This window comes from Desulfovibrio sp., from assembly GCF_009712225.1.
Taxonomy (GTDB): domain Bacteria; phylum Desulfobacterota; class Desulfovibrionia; order Desulfovibrionales; family Desulfovibrionaceae; genus Desulfovibrio.
Map to the genome: position 1 here is coordinate 597698 of NZ_WASP01000006.1, position 17008 is coordinate 614705.

Sequence of the window (17008 nt, forward strand, 5' to 3'; positions counted from 1 at the left end):
AGCTTTTTTAGCCAAGTTCAAGATGCCGATGCTCCAGAAAAGCCGGATAATCCGCCTGGCGCAGGGCTTGCAAAATTTCTTCGGCCATGGCCACTGAACGGTGCCGCCCGCCCGTGCAGCCCACCGCCACCGTAATTCGGTAGCGGCCTTCGGCCTCCATGAGCGGTAGCATGAAAAACAGCAGATCTACGAGCTTGTCGCGAAAATCCCGCGCATGGGGCGAATTGAACACATAATCGGCAACGGCTTTGTCCTTGCCGCTCAGGGGACGCAGCTCATCCACAAAATACGGGTTGGCCAGAAAGCGCAAGTCAAAAACAAGGTCTGCCTCTCGCGGCACGCCATATTTGAAGCCAAACGAGATAACATTGACCCGTATGGCCCGCAGCTTGCCCTTGTTGCCGCTCCAGCGCTTCTGAATGGCGCGGCGCAGGTCGTGTATGGAGAACCGCGAGGTATCAATGACCAGATCGGCCATTTCGCGCAGGGGGCGCAGGCTGCTGCGCTCGGCCAGCAGGGCCGCCTCAAGCCCCATACCCCCGCGCTCCAGCGGATGCGGGCGACGGGTGGCGGCATAACGGCGGATCAGCTCTTGATTGTTTGCCTCAAGAAAAAGCAGCATGGGCCGAATGTTGTTGCCCGCGAGTACGCTGAGACATTCATTGATGTCTTCCACAAAGTTGCTCTGGCGCAAATCCATGCCCAAAGCGATGCCCTTGAAATGGCTCATGGAGGGGCGCGACATCATGTCCACCATTTCCATAACCAGACTTACGGGCAGACCATCGACCACAAAGTGGCCCATGTCTTCAAAAACCTTGAGTGCCGTACTTTTGCCCGCGCCAGAAAGGCCCGTCACAATGCACACCTGCGCGGTTACACTGGCAAAAGACCCACCGGCAGAAGAATTTTCAGCCTGCGAAGAATCAGACGGCAACATCTGCGCGGAATCCTTCATGACATTCGCCTCTTGAGGGGCAGCTTGCTGTTTGTAGCAGGCGTTGAGGGCCACATGCTTCTGACGGACGTGACCAATCCGGGCCGCCCAGATGGGTGCTTTGCTCGGAAACCGGCAGGGAGCGCTTGAGAAGGGGCGAGCCGCTTTCGGCCCGCCCCAGCATTATGAGCGTTTACAACACGGGGTCAATGAGGGCGTAGCCGTTTACCTTGGTGCGGTACACCACATTGATGCGGTTGTTCTCTGCATTAAAGAACACAAGAAACTCGCTGCCAATGGAATCAAGCTGCATGAGCGCTTCATCCAGATGCAGGGGCTTGGTGGCGAGGCGGTCTGTGCCGTCCACGGGCTGCTGCAGGTCTGCATCGGCATCGAGGTTGTAGGTGAACACGTCCACATCGGTATTGCGGGCGTGACGCCGCTGGGCCTTTACGCGGGCCACCTGGCGCTTGATCTGCGATTCCACCTTGTCTGTAACAAGGTCAATGGCGGCATACATGTCCGAAGTCTGTTCCGTGGCATTGATGTGCAGCCCTTCACCGGTAACGGTCACTTCGCAACGATGGCGAAACTTGTCGACGGTAAGCACAACTGCCACTTCCAGGCCAGAGGCCTTGCCAAAAAACCGTCCCAGCTTTTCCATGCGGCGACGGGCATACTTCTTCAGGTGTTCGGAGGCTTCAAAGTTCTTGAATGCAAATGAGATGTTCATAAGGTCCTCCTAAAGTATTTGGCCACTAGACGTGAATCAGAAATGCTCCTTGCGGCGTGATGACGAGGGAATATCAAGCGCCGTGCGGTATTTGGCAACCGTACGCCGCGCAATATTGACCTTGAGACGCTCCTTGAGCATTTCGCCGATACGCTCATCGCTGAGAGGAGACCGGGTGTCCTCTTCAGAGATGAATTTCTTTATCAGAGCCTTGACGCTTTCCGAGCCAACCTGGCTACCGTCGTCAAGCTCAAGCCCACTGTTAAAGAAAAACTTCAGCTCAAAGATGCCGTGCGGCGTGGCCACATACTTGTTGGTAGTAATGCGGCTGACCGTTGATTCATGCATGCTGATATCGTCGGCAATGTCCTTGAGAATAAGCGGCGCAAGCTTGGTAACGCCGTCTTCAAAAAATGGCTGCTGGTGGCGCACAATGCTTTCCATAACCTTGTAAAGCGTGCGCTGGCGCTGGTACAGGCTTTTAATGAGCCAGGATGCCGAACGGATCTTTTCCGCACAGTAGTCCTTTTCCTGCTCAGAGTTGCCAATATTCATCTGGCTCATGGCCGAAAGCTGCAACTGGGGCAGGCCATCGTCGTTGAGCAGAATCACAAATTCGTCGCCCATCTTGTACACGAATACGTCGGGGCTCACGTAGGTGGGCTCGCCGCCGCCAAAGCTGGCACCGGGCAATGGGTCAAGGCTCTGGATGATATCCAGATATTCCTTGAGCTCTTCCATATCGAGCTTGAACTTGCGCAGCAGGGGCTTGTAGCGCTTGGCCTCAAGGTCTTCAAGGTGCGATTCTACCAGCTCCACAAGGATGGGATCACGGGCGTAGTTAAGACTCTTGATCTGCACCATCAGGCATTCGCGGGCATCGCGCGCAGCAACGCCCACCGGGTCGAACATCTGCACCTTTTCAAGTACAGGCAGTACTTCCTCTGGGGCGACATTGGCCATTTCGGCCACTTCTTCAATGCTGGCCTGCAAATATCCGGCAGACGAAAGGTTGCCGATAATGACCTCGCCAATGCCCTTCTGCTCTTCTGTCAGCGAAGAAAGGCGCAACTGCCACAGCAGATGGCCGTCAAGGGTGGGCTTGGCCGCGTAGCGGGCTTCGAGAGGCGAAATTTCTTCGGCAAGTTCAAATTCGCGCGACTGCGAAAGGCGGGGCGTGCTGGCAAACTCACCGAGATAATCTTCCCAGTCAGCGTCCTTTGCCAGTTCCTTGTCATACACGTCCTCCTTGACGGATTCGCGGCTTTCTTCGTGCTGCTCACCCGCCGAGGCGTCGTCGGCCAGGGAAGATTCTTCAAGAAAAGGGTTTTCAAGCAGCTCCTGCTGCACAGTTTCCAGAAGTTCCACGCGCGAGAGCTGCAGCAGCTTGATTGCCTGCTGCAATTGCGGGGTCATTACTAGTTGCTGTGTCAGCTTCAGTTGCTGCCGTAGTTCCAGTGCCATGTGTACTCTTTTGCCTTAGCTTGCCATAGGGCTATAGAATTATCTGTTTACAAGTACTGTGCCATAGTTGCAAAAATTATGCAATAGCTGCCGGTTGCAAACTCAGGTTCATAACGCAAGACCCACTGAAGCCCACGACTGGCCCGCAAAATCGGGCTGTTGCGCGGTTTTTATGGCATAGCCAAAACCAGAGCCCAAACAAAAAAGGGGAAGGCAAAAGCCCTCCCCTTTTTGCGCGATTTTGCGATACCCAAGCATGGTAAAAAACCGTAAACCGGCAACCCTTGGGGCTGCATCACACTATTTGTTTGCACCCACGGGCTGCAAACAAACTAAACCTTGGCAAACTTTTTGGCTGCGCCAATAAATTCACGGAACAGCGGGTGCGCGGTCATGGGACGCGACTTGAATTCGGGGTGGAACTGGCAACCGAGGAACCAGGGGTGGCTTTTCAGTTCGATGATTTCCACAAGAGAATCATCGGGGGCGGTGCCGCTGAAAACCATGCCCTTTTCGGCCAGCAGTTCCTTGAAAGCATTGTTGAATTCATAGCGGTGACGGTGGCGTTCATCCACCATGGCCCTTTTGTAGGCCACAAAAGCCTTGGTTTCGGGCGCAACCTTGCAGGGGTACGAACCAAGACGCATGGTGCCGCCCTTGTCGCTGCCCGCATCGCGTTTTTCCACATTCTTGGTGCGGAAGTCGAACCATTCGGTCATGAGGTAGATGACTTTGTGGTCTGACAGCGGATTGAATTCTTCAGAGTTGGCATCGTCGAGACCGGCAACGTGGCGGGCAAATTCAATCACCGCACACTGCATGCCAAGACAGATACCAAAGAAGGGAATGTTGTTTTCACGTGCGTAGCGAATGGCGGCAATCTTGCCTTCCACGCCGCGGTAGCCAAAGCCGCCTGGCACAAGAATGCCGTGACAACCCTTGAAGGATTCGGCGCAGTTGCTTTCGTCCACGTTTTCGGAATTGACGTAGCGCAGCTCCACCTCAACGCGGTTGGCAACGCCACCGTGAATGAGGGCCTCGTGCAGGCTCTTGTAAGCTTCCTTGAGGTCAACGTACTTGCCCACAATGGCAATGGTAACCTTGCCCTTGGGGTTGGCACAGTCGCTCACCAGCTTTTCCCAGGCTTCAAGGTGGGCATTGCGCGCGGGCAGGCGCAGCATGATGGCCACCTTCTGGTCAAAGCCTTCCTCATAGAACTTGAGGGGCACTTCATAAATGTTGTTCACATCCACCGAAGAGAACACGGCGTCCTGATCCACGTTGCAGAACAGGGCGATCTTGCGGCGCAGTTCTTCAGGAATGCTCTGCTCGCAGCGGCACAGAATAATATCGGGCTGAATGCCGATGGAAAGCAGTTCTTTCACGCTGTGCTGGGTGGGCTTGGTTTTGTGCTCGCCCGCGCTACGCAGGTAAGGAACCAGCGTGAGGTGAATGTTGAGGCAGTTGTCACGACCAAGCTCTGATTTAAGCTGGCGGATAGCCTCGAGGAAGGGCAGGCCTTCGATATCGCCCACCGTACCGCCGATTTCGATGATAGCCACGTCGGGCGCGTCTTCGCCTTCAGAAAGGGAGAGCACCACGCTTTTGATCTCGTCGGTGATGTGCGGAATAACCTGCACAGTGGCGCCCAGGTAATCGCCATGACGTTCCTTGGCGATAACATGGTTATAAATGGCGCCAGAAGTGGTGTTGTTCTTGCGCGACATGGGCACGTTGAGGTAGCGCTCGTAGTGCCCGAGGTCCAGATCCGTTTCCGCGCCGTCGTCGGTAACGAATACCTCGCCGTGCTGGAACGGGTTCATGGTGCCGGGGTCAACATTGATGTAAGGATCAAGCTTCTGAATGGTTACAGTTAGCCCGCGCGTTTGCAGCAGCGCGCCCAGCGACGCAGCCGCAAGGCCCTTGCCCAGCGACGACAGTACGCCGCCCGTCACAAAAATGTATTTAGTTTTCATGGCCTTCCACCTATACTTGGGTATGTTGGGTAGTTCAACCAAACAGTCTTAACCCAAATTGAATTTTTTGGCTAGCATTGACTAAGTAAAACAAGCTAAGTAATGTGTTATTCCCTTTTCAGCGTGCGCGCCCCTTTGGGCGGCCCAGTCATCATTGGCGCAACACACGCCAGATGCGGGACAGCCGGGTTTTTCCAGGCAAAAGCACGTCCGGCCAAGTGTATGCCTGGCCGGAAATATACGCGTTGCAAGCCAAGGAGGCTTCCCCCGCATGGGTACGGTCAACACATTGGTCATCACCGGCTACGGCACAAACTCTCACATGGAAACCGCCCACACGGCCCGTCTGGCTGGTGCCGACAAGGCTGACGTGGTGCATTTTTCCGATCTGGTGGCGGCCAAGGTTCGTCTTGCCGACTATCACTTTCTGATTTTTCCCGGCGGGTTTCTGGATGGCGACGATCTCGGCGCGGCCCAGGCTGCGGCCATGCGCTGGCGTTACCTTAAAGATGACGCGGGCGCGGCCCTGTTGCAGAGCTTGCGCGAGTTTTTGGATGAGGGCAAGCTGATTCTGGGCATCTGCAACGGTTTTCAGCTGCTCGTAAAGCTGGGCGTGCTGCCCGCCCTTGGCGGCCAGCGCTTTGAACGCCAGGTTTCGCTGGGCAACAACGATTCCGCCCGGTTTGAAGACCGCTGGGTGCACCTGTTGCCCAACGCTTCCAGCCCTTGCGTGTTCACCAAAAACCTGCCCCTGCTTTCCATGCCCGTGCGCCATGGCGAAGGCAAGCTGGTTGCCCGCGACGAAGACACCCTGCGCCGCCTTGAGGCTGAAAACCTCATTGCCCTGCAGTATGCTGATCCGTCCACTGGCAAGCCCACGCTGGAATATCCGCTGAACCCCAACGGCTCCACCCTTGCCATTGCTGGCCTCACCGACCCCACGGGCCGGGTGCTTGGCCTTATGCCCCACCCGGAAGCCTTTCACCACGTTACCAACCACCCCGGCTGGACACGCGGCGAACTGGATGCACCGGGCACGCTTATTTTTGTTAATGCCGTGCGCTACCTGCGCGGGCAATAAGGTTTATCGGTGTAGCAGCGGGTTTGCGTCGGGGCAATCTCCCCCACCAGACCGCCTTTGCATCAGTATGACCGCTTCGAAGACATCTCTGGGGAGGTTTTACGAAACCTCCCCTTTTTCTTTGATGCCGGCGGGTTGTGACACTGTGGCTTCTTTGCCAATTATATTGACAAAGGCTTGGTGGTTGGATAGATTGTCTGACTCCAAAGAGCAATTTATCTTTTTGGTTTTTCGCGCGCGCACGCGTCAGACAAGGTGCGAAACAACATTGCCACAACACGTTGCACACTTTTTTACGCCGTATTTCACGAGGCGCTTTCTCTGCTACTGCAAGAAAGTGCCTTTTTTTATGGTGGGTGATATCTATGCAACCTATTGAAATTATTAAGGCGATAGAAGAAACCGCGCCTCTGGCCGCCGCTGCCGCGTGGGATGTTTCGGGCCTGCAGGTAGCTGCGCACAGGCAAAATGTTACAAAACTTGCCGTGTGCCTCGACCCAACGCCAGCCTCTGTTGGGGCTGCGCTGGAACAGGGCGCGCAGTTTGTTTTGAGCCATCACCCGTTGCTGCTCAAGGCCGTGCTGCCCATCCGGCTTGACGATTATCACGCGGTGCTGCGCCTGCTGTTTCAGGCCGATGTGCCGCTATACGCAGCGCACACCTCGCTTGACGTCAACGCCTACGGCCCAGCGGGCTGGCTGGCGCGCACGCTTGAGCTGGGCAACCTTACTGTTCTGGAGCCGGTGACCCCGGCAACGGGCGATACGCTGCCGCTGGGCTTTGGCCTTGCGGGCGACCTGCCGCAACCCATGACCGTGCGGCAGATTGCGGGCATCATTGCCAGCAACGCCCCCCTTTCCACAGCCACGGTGAGCGGCCCCGAGCCGCAGACCGTTACGCGCGTGGGCTACTGCACGGGTTCGGGTTCATCGCTGCTTGATGCGGCGCAGGCTGCCGGAGCGCAGCTTTTCATAACCGGCGATGTCAAATACCACACGGCCCTTGCTGCAGAAATCTGCCTTCTGGATGTGGGGCACCACAGTCTTGAAGAAGAAATGATGCTACGCATGAGCCGGTTGCTGCAACAGCGACTGCACGACGTGGAAGTGTTCTTTGTGCCTTCTGCCTCTCCGTTCCGCACTGTTGCCCTATCATGATTTTATCAGGAGGACTCTCATGAGCAATGCCGTATATTTTGACCAGATCAAGCAGCTGGTCGAGCTGCAAAAGGTCGATGATGCCATTCACGCCGTCAAGCAGGACCTGAGCCGCGCTCCCAGCGAACTTGATTCGCTTGAACAGCGTTTTGCCGCCATTGAAACCCAGCGCAACTATATTCTCGAGAAGCTCTCGCACCTGCAGGACCAGCAGAAGCGCCTTTCGCTCGAAATCGACGACGATTCCGCGCGCATCAAAAAGAGCAAGAACAAGCTCATGCAGGTGGGCAACCAGCGCGAATACCACGCCATGATGCGCGAAATGGACAGTATGGAAAAAGTCAACCGCTCGCGTGAAGAAGAAAAAATGACTCTTCTCGAAGAGCTGCAATACCAGAACGACGCTCTGGCTGAGATCGACCTGACCTACACCGCCATCAAGGCCGAGCTTGAAGTCAAGCGCGACGGCCTTGAAGAAAAGCTGCAAAAGGGCAACGCCGCCCTTGAAGTACTGAACGAAAAGCGCGACGCAGCCAGCAAGAATATTCCCCAGCCCGTGTTCATGCGCTACGAATTCATCCGCAGGCGTCTTGAGCACCCCGTCATCGTTGGCGTCAAGGAAGGCATCTGCTCTGGCTGCCACATTTCCGTGCCGCCGCAGTCCTTTATCGAGCTGCAGCGTGGCCAGCAGATTCTGAGCTGCCCCAACTGCCAGCGCCTTATCTTCTGGTGCGAGCACTTCTCTATGGAAGAAGCCGCTCCCGCGCCCCAGAAGCCGGTGACCCTCGTCGATTAATACGATTTTCTCCGGCAGGGCATGCACCGCCATCCCTGCCGGAGAACAGATACAACAGGTGGGAGTCGGACAGACCGTCGCTGCGGGCCGCAAGGCCCGGGGAGGAAAGTCCGGGCTCCACAGGGCAGAACGCTGGGTAACACCCAGGAGGGGCGACCCTCGGACAGCGCCACAGAAAGCAAACCGCCCCGCCTCGTGCGGGGTAAGGGTGAAACGGTGGGGTAAGAGCCCACCAGATGCCGCGGTGACGCGGCATGCTCGGCATACCCCGTTTGGAGCAAGACCAAATAGGGAAGGTGGTCGGCCCGGCCATTGCCTTCCGGGTAGGTTGCTTGAGGGTACGGGTAACCGTGCCCCTAGAGGAATGACGGTCTGGTGCGGGCAACCGCATGACAGAACCCGGCTTATCGTCCGACTCCCATTTGTTGATAAGGTATTTACATGGCAGAAAGTTCCGGCATTTCGCCCCAAGCGGCAAAACCCTGGGCGCTCGTTCTGGCCGCTGGGCAGGGCAACCGTATGGCAGCATCTACCGGCGGCACGGCCAAACAGTTTTTGCCATGGCGCGGTGTGCCTCTTTTCTGGCATACAGCCCGTGCCATGAGCCGCAGCGCATGTGTTGCCGGCATCGTTTTTGTTTTTCCCGCCAGCCAGATTGAAGAGGCCAGCGAACTGCTGGCCGACCTGCAAAAGCACGACGATCTCGGCCTGCCCTGGGTTATTGCCTGTGGCGGTGCCCTGCGCCAGGATTCCGTGCGCCTTGGGCTCGCGGCCCTACCCGTGCGCCCCACAAGCGTGCTTGTGCACGATGCAGCCCGTCCTTTTCTTTCCCCTGCGCTGGTACGCAGTGTGTGCCATGAGCTAGCTCAGGGCGCGGCTGGCGTCATACCCGCAATTTCCGTCACAGACACCATCAAGACTGTTGCAAATGGCCGCGTCACCGCCACCCTTCCACGTGACGGGCTTGCTGCGGTGCAGACCCCGCAGGGCTTTCAGCTCCAGACCCTGCTGGACGCCCACGCCCACGCGCTTGAGGCCGGGCTTGCCGTGACCGACGATGCCTCCCTGCTTGAGGCTCTGGGTTTTGAGGTGCGCGTCATACAAGGCGAGGCCGCCAACGTGAAAATTACCCGTCCTGAAGATCTCGATCTGCTGCGTGACGAAGCGCCGCTTCCTTCCATACGCACCGGCATGGGCTATGATGTGCACCGCTACGGCCAGGGCCGCCCCATGCGCCTTGGCGGCGTGAGCATTCCCAACGCGCCGGAAATTCTGGCCCATTCGGACGGCGACGTGCTGCTGCACGCCCTTTCCGACGCTCTGCTGGGCTGCGCATGCCTTGGCGATATCGGTCAGCATTTTTCAGATAAAGACGCACGTTTTGAGGGCATATCTTCCGCCATTCTGCTGCACCAGGTTCTGGACATGGTGCGCGAGGCGGGTTGCACGCCCTGTCATGTGGACATGACCATTGTGGCGCAGGTTCCCAAGCTGGCGCCCTACCGCGAAGAAATCAGAAAGAACGTCGCTCGGCTCATGGGGTTGCCCGCATCAAGCGTGAATCTCAAGGCTACCACAGAGGAACACCTGGGCTTCACAGGCCGTTCCGAAGGCATCAAGGCATACGCAGTTGTGACCGCGCGGGGGCGCTGATCTGCTCCGCCTCCCCTGCCATAACGTATCGACCACACAAGGAAGGACATGAATACAGAACTCAGCAGACCCTGGTTTGCGCATTACGACTCCTTTGTTCCACGCACTTCCGAGGTGTGGAACAAGCCGCTGTATGCCTTGCTGGATGAGGCCGCAGATAAATATCCCAACCGGCTGGCCGTTATATTTCAGAATACGCGCATTACCTACAAGCAGCTGCGTGAGCAGGCCGAACGCTTTGCGGGCGCGCTGCGCCGCATTGGCGTAAAAACCGGACACCGTGTGGCCCTCATGATGCCCAACATGCCGCAGACAGTGGTGGCATTCTGGGGCATCATCAAGGCCGGGGGCGTGGTGGTCATGACCAACCCCCTGTATATGGAAAAGGAAATCATGGCCAACATGCAGGATTCGGGCGCAGAGCACATGGTGCTGCTCGACCTGCTCTGGCCGCGTGTTTCAGCCCTGCGTGACCGCCTGCCGCTGAAGAATTTTATCGTCACCGGCGCTGCGGATGCGCTTTCCTTCCCGCTCAACTGGCTCTATCGCCTCAAGAAGAGCCGCAGCGTCAAGGAACCCGTACCGTACGACGGCAAGAACGTTCATGAGTGGAAGCACTTTTTCAAGGGCGCGGAACGTTATTCGGCTCCCATTGCCGACCCGTTGCGCGACCCCATCATGCTGCAGTACACGGGCGGCACCACTGGCTTGCCCAAGGGTGTTACCCTCACCCACAGCAACGTGGGCACAAACTGCCGTCAAGTACTCGATATCATTCATGTTAGTGCAGAAGATAAGCACACCTTTATTTCACTGCTGCCCTTCTTTCACGTGTACGGCCTTACCACGGGCCTGATCATTCCCATTGCCCTGGCGGCCACCACCCTGCCCCTGCCACGTTATGTGCCACAGGATGTGCTGCGCCTCATTGCCAAGTACAAGCCCACGGTCTTTCCCGGTGCGCCCTCGGTCTATATTTCGCTCTTGCAGCAAAAGAACCTGGCCGATTTTGACCTGCGCAGCATCCAGATCTGCGTTTCGGGTTCCGCGCCGCTGCCCCGCGAGATTTTCCGCAAGTTTCAGGAAACCACCGGCGCTGCCATTCTTGAAGGCTACGGCCTTACCGAAGCCTCGCCCATTACCCACTGCAACCCGCTGGGCACGCAGGGGCAGCGCCCCAATTCCATCGGCATGCCCGTGCCGGGAACCGACGCGCGCATTGTGGACATGGAAGGCGGCTCTCTTACCCTGCCCCCCGGCAAGATGGGCGAGCTCATCGTTCAGGGCCCGCAGGTCATGCACGGTTACTGGCGCAGGCCCGATGAAAGTGCCAGCGCCCTTCGCAACGGCTGGTTGTACACGGGCGACCTGGCAACCATGGACGATGACGGCTACTTCTATATAGTAGACCGCAAAAAAGACATGGTTATCGTTGGCGGCTACAACGTGTACCCCCGCGAGGTGGACGAAGTGTTGCTGGAACACCCCAAGGTCCTTGAAGCCGTGAGCGTTGGCATCACCGACGATGTGCGCGGCGAGATTCTCAAGGCCTTTGTGGTGCGCCGCCCAGGCGAGGAACTCACCAAGGCCGAGGTGATAGCCTGGTGCCGCCAGAAGCTGGCCGGTTACAAGGTTCCACGTCTGGTGGAGTTTCGCGACGAGCTGCCCAAGACCATTGTTGGCAAAGTACTGCGCCGCGCCCTGCGTGAGGAAGAAGAGCAGAAGATGGCCAACCGCAAACGTCGGCGCTCTACGGATGTCGCCTCCGCAGCTCCTGCCGAATCTGCCGCCCCCACAGCCACCGAAAACGGTGACGAGCCTGTGGGGCATGCCTGATGCGCATAATCGCGCAAAGAGTTAAAGAAGCATCTGTCAGCGTCGATGGTCGTCTTGTGGCGGCCATCGACGCTGGCATCATGGCGCTCGTGGGTTTTGGACAAGAAGACGGGCCGGATTTTCGATCTTCTCCTTCCTACACGGCCATGGCCCGCAAGCTGGTGGGGTTGCGCATCTTTCCCGGAACGGGAGAAAATGCCCATAAATTTCATGCATCTTTAGATGAATTTGGCGGTCAGCTGCTGCTCGTGCCGCAATTTACCCTCTACGCCGATTGCCGCAAAGGGCGCAGGCCCTCCTTCACCGATGCGGGCGACCCAGCCTGGGCCAAGGACCTGTTTTCGGATTTCGTTCAAATGGTTGACGAAACTTGCGCCGTAAGCGTATCGTCAGGCATCTTCGGAGCCGATATGGATGTGCGCCTTTGCAACTGGGGGCCTGTGACCATTATTCTGGACTCTGCCAACCTGTTTTCCCGTTGAAGCGTCTAATGCCTTACGGAGGAAATACAGCCATGTTTGAGCTGAAGGCGGAATCACACACCAATGTCACGGTACTACGCTATTCAGGCAATCTGCTGATAACCGACGTGGCTGAGTTCAGCAAACAGCTCGAAGATTATTTGCTGGCGCCGGGAATCCGCGAGGTGGTTCTCGATCTGAGTCACGTGGAAAAAGTGGACACCTCTGGGCTTGGAGTGCTGGTAAGCGCCAGCACCAAGGGGCGAGGCCGCGGACGCAGGCTGGTACTGCTGATGCCAGCGCCTCATGTGGCAGAACTGTTGCGCAAGGCTGAAATTGAGGGGTTTTTCCCCACATTCGAGAGTGAAGAAGAATTGAAAGGCTATATTCCCGATACTGCTGAGTAACAATATCACGGGTATGCCCTTCAGCCCGACGGATGGTGCATGGTGCAATACTATCTGAGGCATTACTTCAATCCCGATTTCGATTATCTCAACCTCAAGCCAGGTGGGGATAACGGATCTACCGACGTGTACAGTCTGGGCTATGTCCAGAATGTTATCGCCGGTCAGGTTCTTGCGGAAATTTTACCGCTGGAAGCTGCCAGACAGGGGTACGATACGCGCTTTGTTCTCGACAAGGCCGTCTTTCCCATGGGCGGCAACACCCGCGTTGATCCCCGCTATCCCAACTATCTGCTCGCCTCCGCCAAGGGGTATGTTTTTTACCTCAACGGCAAAATTACCGTCAAAACCCTGCTCAACGTGCGCCAGGACGTGAGCTTTCAGACCGGCAACATCTTTTTTGTGGGTGATATGGCTGTGCACGGCTCTGTGCGCGCGGGCTTTTCCGTGCAGGGCAACAACGTGCGCATCATGGGCATGGTTGAGGGTGGCGTGGTGCGCGCCCGGCGCGACCTTTTGGTTGAAGGCGGCGTTCGTGGCGGCGCGGGCAAGCACAGCAAGGTTGACGCGGGCGACAAGCTCATGACCACGTTTCTTGAGAGCGTGGAGGCCCGCGCACGCGGCAACATGGTGATCGAAAAAACCTGCCTGTACAGCACCATATATGCTGGCAGCAACATGGTAGTGCGCGACAAGCTCTACGGCGGCATCGTCAACGCCTACGGCAGCGTGTATGTGGGCAACCAACTGGGCAACAAGGCTGCGCTTGCCACCAAGGTGTACCTTGGCTACGACCCTCTGAGCATACGCCAGCTGGAAAAGATCGACAAAATTATTGCCCAGCTTTCGCAAACCATCACCCACCTCAACGCCATTGCCGGGCACCTGCCGCCAGAAACCAACGATGCCTCGCGCAAACTGCAGGCCCTGCGGCTACAGCGCAGACAGCTCATCAACCGGCGCGACGAACTGTGGAGCAGACTGGCGCAGGACGAAAGCTACATGCAGAACTGCCGCCTGCTCTGCCAGGGAACAGTGTACCCCGGTGTGGAAATTTCCATCGGGCGGGCATTTATGGTTGTGGACAAAATCTACAAGTGCACCCTTTTCCGCCTTGTGGATAACGAAATTATTTCGGAACCAATGCAGCCCGCCCAGACGAGCACCAAACGATGACACTGCCTCATACGCCGTGCTTTACGGCGGTCTTTTCTCACCATACCAGCACTCAGGCACAATCGGGCCAAACTCCAGCCGAAATTCACGCCAGCAAATCTGCAAAAGCCGGATTATCCGGCGTTGCGCCCCATGCCATACCCCATGATGTAGAAGTGCAGCTGGGCGACCGCGTTTTTCACATGCTGCACCCAGGCGGTGCCGAAAGGGAAACCGCAGTAGTCGATGCCCAGTTGCAGGAGCTGCAACACGGCTGCCTGCCGGTGCTGCTCGGTTGCGGCCTTGGTCACGCCCTGGGGCATGTATTGCACCGCAGTAATGGGCCGGTTGCCGTGGTGGAGAAGGAAACCGACCTGCAGGCCATCACGCATGTGCTGCAAAACCTGCCTGCAGAGTTCGCGCAGCGCGTAACACTCATCACCAGTGATCAGCCGCAGGAAGCGCTTGTCGAACTTACCCACTGGCAAATGCGCCACGGGGGCATGCGCCTGCTGCCTCTGACTCTGCCCTTCTACCTGCGGCTCGACCGCAACTATTACGGCGGACTGCAAAAAGAACTGGCCGCCAGTGCGAAGTTCGACTTCTGGAGCAAAGCCACCGGGCCACGCTTTGTGAACGACAGCCCCCGGGTGCTGCTGCTGACCAGCAAATACTTTTTGATGGGTGAACTTGAGGGCGCATGCCGCAAGCTGGGCATTGAACACAAACTGGTGGTGCTTAGCGACGATACGGTGGCCCGCACCGATTTCGTACAGCAGCTGCTTGAAGCGGTCATCTCGTTCAGACCAGACTGCTGCATCACGCTCAACCATATGGGCGTGGATGTGGAAGGCGTGCTGATGGACCTTCTGGCACGTCTACAGCTGCCCCTTGCCTCGTGGTTTGTGGACAATCCCCACCTCATCATCCACCTGTACACGCGCTGCGTAAGCCCCTGGACAACCCTGTTTACGTGGGATTCAGACAACATTCCCTCACTGCAGGCCGCTGGCTTTGACAACGTTTTCTATCTGCCACTGGGTACGGATCCCGACCGGTTTCACCCCGCCAAAGGAGCTTCAGCCCCAGCCGTCTGGAAGGCAGACCTCTCTTTTGTGGGCAATTCCATGGTGTACAAGGTGGGCGGCAGACTCAAAAACGGCCGTTTTCCCCGTGCTCTGCTACTGACATTTCACGCTGTTTCGCGCGAATTTATGGAAAGTGACCAGCGTTCGGTGGCCGATTTTCTCAAAAACTGCCGTCCCGATGCCTACCAACACTATGAAGCACTGCCCGATAACGAGGCAAAGCTGGCCTACGAAACGGCCGTCACATGGCAGGCAACGCGTCTCTACCGCAACGGCTGCGTGCGCCGCCTGCTGCCCCTGCACCCCCTCATTGTGGGTGATACAGGCTGGAAGGTGGAATTCCGCCACGAGGCCCAGCAGCCACGTTATATGGACGCGCTGAGCTATTACCACGATCTGCCGCTTTTTTATCCCCAGTCAGTCATCAATTTCAACTGTACCAGCAAGCAGATGAAAGGCGCTGTAAACCAGCGGGTATTTGATGTGCCTGCAACTGGCAGTTTTGTGCTTACCGACTGGCGTGAACAGATGGAGCAGCTTTTTGAGCCGCACGAAATGGCCTGTTTTCGCGAACCGGACGAAGCCCCGGACATGGTGCGCCATTATCTTGCGCACCCGCAGGAACGCCAGCGTATTGTAAAGGCCGCCCGCAAGCGTGTGCTTTCCTGCCACACATGGCAGCACAGGCTGCAAACCATGCTGGAACGCATGCGCGAGGTTTACGGTACTCCTGCTGCCCGTGGCACTGCCAGAGGCTGACCATGGCGGCTGATCCTATTCTGGTGCTGCAGATGCACCGCATGGGCGACCTGATTCTGACCTTTCCGCTGCTCGTGCGCCTGCGTCAGCTGTGGCCGCAAAATCCCCTGTGGGTGGTGGCCGAGCCTGCCTTTTTTGAGCAGCTCATGCCACTGGCTCCCGATGCCGTATTCTTTCCCTCCTCGCACTGCGAGGCCCTCGCCATGCGCAGATATGCGGCGGCCATTAACCTGAGCAGCAGCCCGGTTGCAGCCCAAACCATGGCCCGGCTGGAATCACCCGTCAAACTGGGGCCTGTGGCCAATGGCAACTCGCTGCATATACAGGGTTTCTGGCAGCTCTACCGTACCGCCCTTACCCAGAACAACCACGCCAACGCCTTTCACTGGGCCGACCTGCATCTGCTCGACCTTGCGCCTAGCCCAAGCCTTGCCTGCGTGGGGCATTCGCGCCCTACGCCCGCCGGCACGCGCCGGGTGGGGCTGGTGCTTGGGGCCAGCGAGGCCGCCAAACGCCCTGACGCCGGATTCTGGGCGCGCCTTGCACTGCGGCTGGCTGCGGCCGATCTGACACCCATATTTCTGGGCGGCAAGGGCGAGATGGAACTGGGGCAGGAGGTGGCCCAGCGCACCGGGCTTACGCAGGCCAACCTGTGCGGCAAACTGACGCTGCGCGAGGTGGCGGCGCTTATGGGCACGCTTGACCTGTGCGTTACGCCCGATACCGGCCCCATGCATTTGGCCGACTTTCTGGGTGTGCCAGTGCTCAATCTTTCCATGGGGCCAGTGCACGCACGCGAAACCGGACCTTCGGCCTCTGACCAGTGGGTGCTGCGCGCCGCCATGAGCTGTGTTGGCTGCTGGCAGTGCACCCGTGGCAGACTGTATTGCAAGCAGGCCTTTTTGCCCGCGCCTGTAGCCAAAATTATCATGGACATCCACACGGGCCTTGCAACCGCCACAGCCCCCACGGTCACAGATGCAAAGGGGCTGGCCCTGTACCGCACGGGGCGCGACGCGCTGGGCCTGCACACGCTCAGGCGGGTTTCGACCCAGCCAGAGGCATCCTGCCGCCCCCTTCTGGAAGACGTGTGGCAGGCAGCATTTCTGTATCTTTATGATTCTACGCAAGAAGCTCTGCTACGGCAAAGACTGACGCTGCTGCATACGACACACCCCCGGTTGGCCCAAAGCCTGGCGGAGCACATTGCCAGACTCTGCGCCATTTGCAGCAACCATCTCAAGCAGCGCAGCCCTCTGCCCGACGACTTCTGGCGCAGGCAACCCGGCATGATACGCCTCTTTACCGGCCACATGCACATGTTTTTGCAAAACACCGTTTTCAGCGATCAGGGCTGGCACATGGCCGTGCAGCGCCTGGCAGCGCTGGCCCCACTTTTTGCCAACCCTGCCTGACACGGCAAGTATTGCCCTGCTGCAGATACCCTTCATTTTTTAACCATATGAATTTGCACAACTAAAATATTTGGAACACTCCTTGAATAG

The 17008-nt window shown here is 57.6% G+C and carries 14 protein-coding genes and 1 other RNA gene; 11 read left to right on the forward strand and 4 right to left on the reverse strand.

Annotated features, from left to right (window positions below):
- Nucleotides 1–7 precede the first annotated feature (7 nt).
- The 4 genes from rapZ to F8N36_RS08040 all read right to left on the reverse strand — a co-directional run bounded on the left by rapZ (nt 8) and on the right by F8N36_RS08040 (nt 5110).
- Nucleotides 8–958 (reverse strand): RNase adapter RapZ, encoded by a 951-nt coding sequence (rapZ, locus tag F8N36_RS08025; protein ID WP_291332278.1) that lies wholly within the window; start codon nt 956–958, stop codon nt 8–10.
- Between the two features lie 172 nt (nt 959–1130).
- The gene (gene raiA, locus F8N36_RS08030; RefSeq protein WP_291332279.1) at nt 1131–1670 is read right to left on the reverse strand and encodes a ribosome-associated translation inhibitor RaiA; all 540 of its coding nucleotides are present in this window, start codon (nt 1668–1670) and stop codon (nt 1131–1133) included.
- A gap of 36 nt (nt 1671–1706) precedes the next feature.
- Nucleotides 1707–3134 carry an RNA polymerase factor sigma-54 gene (rpoN, locus tag F8N36_RS08035; RefSeq protein WP_291332280.1) on the reverse strand — a complete coding sequence of 476 codons (1428 nt, stop codon included), beginning with the start codon at nt 3132–3134 and terminating at the stop codon, nt 1707–1709.
- 332 nt (nt 3135–3466) lie between these two features.
- The gene (locus tag F8N36_RS08040) at nt 3467–5110 is read right to left on the reverse strand and encodes a CTP synthase (RefSeq protein ID WP_291332281.1); all 1644 of its coding nucleotides are present in this window, start codon (nt 5108–5110) and stop codon (nt 3467–3469) included.
- 271 nt (nt 5111–5381) lie between these two features.
- Between F8N36_RS08040 and F8N36_RS08045 the strand changes: the two genes are divergently transcribed.
- The 11 genes from F8N36_RS08045 to F8N36_RS08095 all read left to right on the forward strand — a co-directional run bounded on the left by F8N36_RS08045 (nt 5382) and on the right by F8N36_RS08095 (nt 16918).
- Nucleotides 5382–6191, forward strand: coding sequence for a phosphoribosylformylglycinamidine synthase subunit PurQ (locus F8N36_RS08045; protein ID WP_291332282.1), 810 nt, complete (start codon nt 5382–5384; stop codon nt 6189–6191).
- A 365-nt stretch (nt 6192–6556) separates the two neighbouring features.
- Nucleotides 6557–7348, forward strand: a complete 792-nt coding sequence (locus F8N36_RS08050) for a Nif3-like dinuclear metal center hexameric protein (RefSeq protein WP_291332283.1) — start codon at nt 6557–6559, stop codon at nt 7346–7348.
- A 19-nt stretch (nt 7349–7367) separates the two neighbouring features.
- Nucleotides 7368–8144 (forward strand): C4-type zinc ribbon domain-containing protein, encoded by a 777-nt coding sequence (locus F8N36_RS08055; protein ID WP_291332284.1) that lies wholly within the window; start codon nt 7368–7370, stop codon nt 8142–8144.
- Between the two features lie 61 nt (nt 8145–8205).
- An RNA gene (rnpB, locus tag F8N36_RS08060) (RNase P RNA component class A) lies at nt 8206–8567 on the forward strand.
- An 18-nt stretch (nt 8568–8585) separates the two neighbouring features.
- Entirely contained in the window at nt 8586–9797 is a 1212-nt protein-coding gene (gene ispD, locus F8N36_RS08065; protein ID WP_291332285.1) for a 2-C-methyl-D-erythritol 4-phosphate cytidylyltransferase, read from the forward strand.
- A gap of 48 nt (nt 9798–9845) precedes the next feature.
- Nucleotides 9846–11633, forward strand: a complete 1788-nt coding sequence (locus F8N36_RS08070) for a long-chain fatty acid--CoA ligase (RefSeq protein WP_291332286.1) — start codon at nt 9846–9848, stop codon at nt 11631–11633.
- Nucleotides 11633–12115 (forward strand): D-aminoacyl-tRNA deacylase, encoded by a 483-nt coding sequence (dtd, locus tag F8N36_RS08075; protein WP_291332287.1) that lies wholly within the window; start codon nt 11633–11635, stop codon nt 12113–12115. The genes F8N36_RS08070 and dtd overlap by 1 nt, the downstream gene beginning before the upstream one ends.
- 32 nt (nt 12116–12147) lie before the next feature.
- On the forward strand, nt 12148–12501 hold the full coding sequence (locus tag F8N36_RS08080; RefSeq protein WP_291332288.1) for an STAS domain-containing protein: 354 nt from the start codon (nt 12148–12150) through the stop codon (nt 12499–12501).
- Nucleotides 12502–12540: 39 nt separating this feature from the next.
- Nucleotides 12541–13677, forward strand: a complete 1137-nt coding sequence (locus F8N36_RS08085; RefSeq protein ID WP_291332289.1) for a FapA family protein — start codon at nt 12541–12543, stop codon at nt 13675–13677.
- Entirely contained in the window at nt 13674–15503 is a 1830-nt protein-coding gene (locus F8N36_RS08090) for a glycosyltransferase (protein WP_291332290.1), read from the forward strand. The genes F8N36_RS08085 and F8N36_RS08090 overlap by 4 nt, the downstream gene beginning before the upstream one ends.
- A gap of 2 nt (nt 15504–15505) precedes the next feature.
- Nucleotides 15506–16918, forward strand: coding sequence for a glycosyltransferase family 9 protein (locus F8N36_RS08095; protein WP_291332291.1), 1413 nt, complete (start codon nt 15506–15508; stop codon nt 16916–16918).
- Nucleotides 16919–17008 lie beyond the last annotated feature (90 nt).

Bases quoted from the DNA above. Each gene is read 5' to 3' on its own strand.
- F8N36_RS08090 (WP_291332290.1), top strand. From the start codon at position 13,674: ATGACACTGCCTCATACGCCGTGCTTTACGGCGGTCTTTTCTCACCAT.
- F8N36_RS08080 (WP_291332288.1), top strand. From the start codon at position 12,148: ATGTTTGAGCTGAAGGCGGAATCACACACCAATGTCACGGTACTACGC.
- dtd (WP_291332287.1), top strand. From the start codon at position 11,633: ATGCGCATAATCGCGCAAAGAGTTAAAGAAGCATCTGTCAGCGTCGAT.
- rpoN (WP_291332280.1), bottom strand. From the start codon at position 3,134: ATGGCACTGGAACTACGGCAGCAACTGAAGCTGACACAGCAACTAGTA.
- F8N36_RS08045 (WP_291332282.1), top strand. From the start codon at position 5,382: ATGGGTACGGTCAACACATTGGTCATCACCGGCTACGGCACAAACTCT.
- rapZ (WP_291332278.1), bottom strand. From the start codon at position 958: ATGAAGGATTCCGCGCAGATGTTGCCGTCTGATTCTTCGCAGGCTGAA.
- ispD (WP_291332285.1), top strand. From the start codon at position 8,586: ATGGCAGAAAGTTCCGGCATTTCGCCCCAAGCGGCAAAACCCTGGGCG.
- F8N36_RS08055 (WP_291332284.1), top strand. From the start codon at position 7,368: ATGAGCAATGCCGTATATTTTGACCAGATCAAGCAGCTGGTCGAGCTG.
- F8N36_RS08040 (WP_291332281.1), bottom strand. From the start codon at position 5,110: ATGAAAACTAAATACATTTTTGTGACGGGCGGCGTACTGTCGTCGCTG.
- F8N36_RS08095 (WP_291332291.1), top strand. From the start codon at position 15,506: ATGGCGGCTGATCCTATTCTGGTGCTGCAGATGCACCGCATGGGCGAC.
- raiA (WP_291332279.1), bottom strand. From the start codon at position 1,670: ATGAACATCTCATTTGCATTCAAGAACTTTGAAGCCTCCGAACACCTG.
- F8N36_RS08070 (WP_291332286.1), top strand. From the start codon at position 9,846: ATGAATACAGAACTCAGCAGACCCTGGTTTGCGCATTACGACTCCTTT.
- F8N36_RS08085 (WP_291332289.1), top strand. From the start codon at position 12,541: ATGGTGCAATACTATCTGAGGCATTACTTCAATCCCGATTTCGATTAT.
- F8N36_RS08050 (WP_291332283.1), top strand. From the start codon at position 6,557: ATGCAACCTATTGAAATTATTAAGGCGATAGAAGAAACCGCGCCTCTG.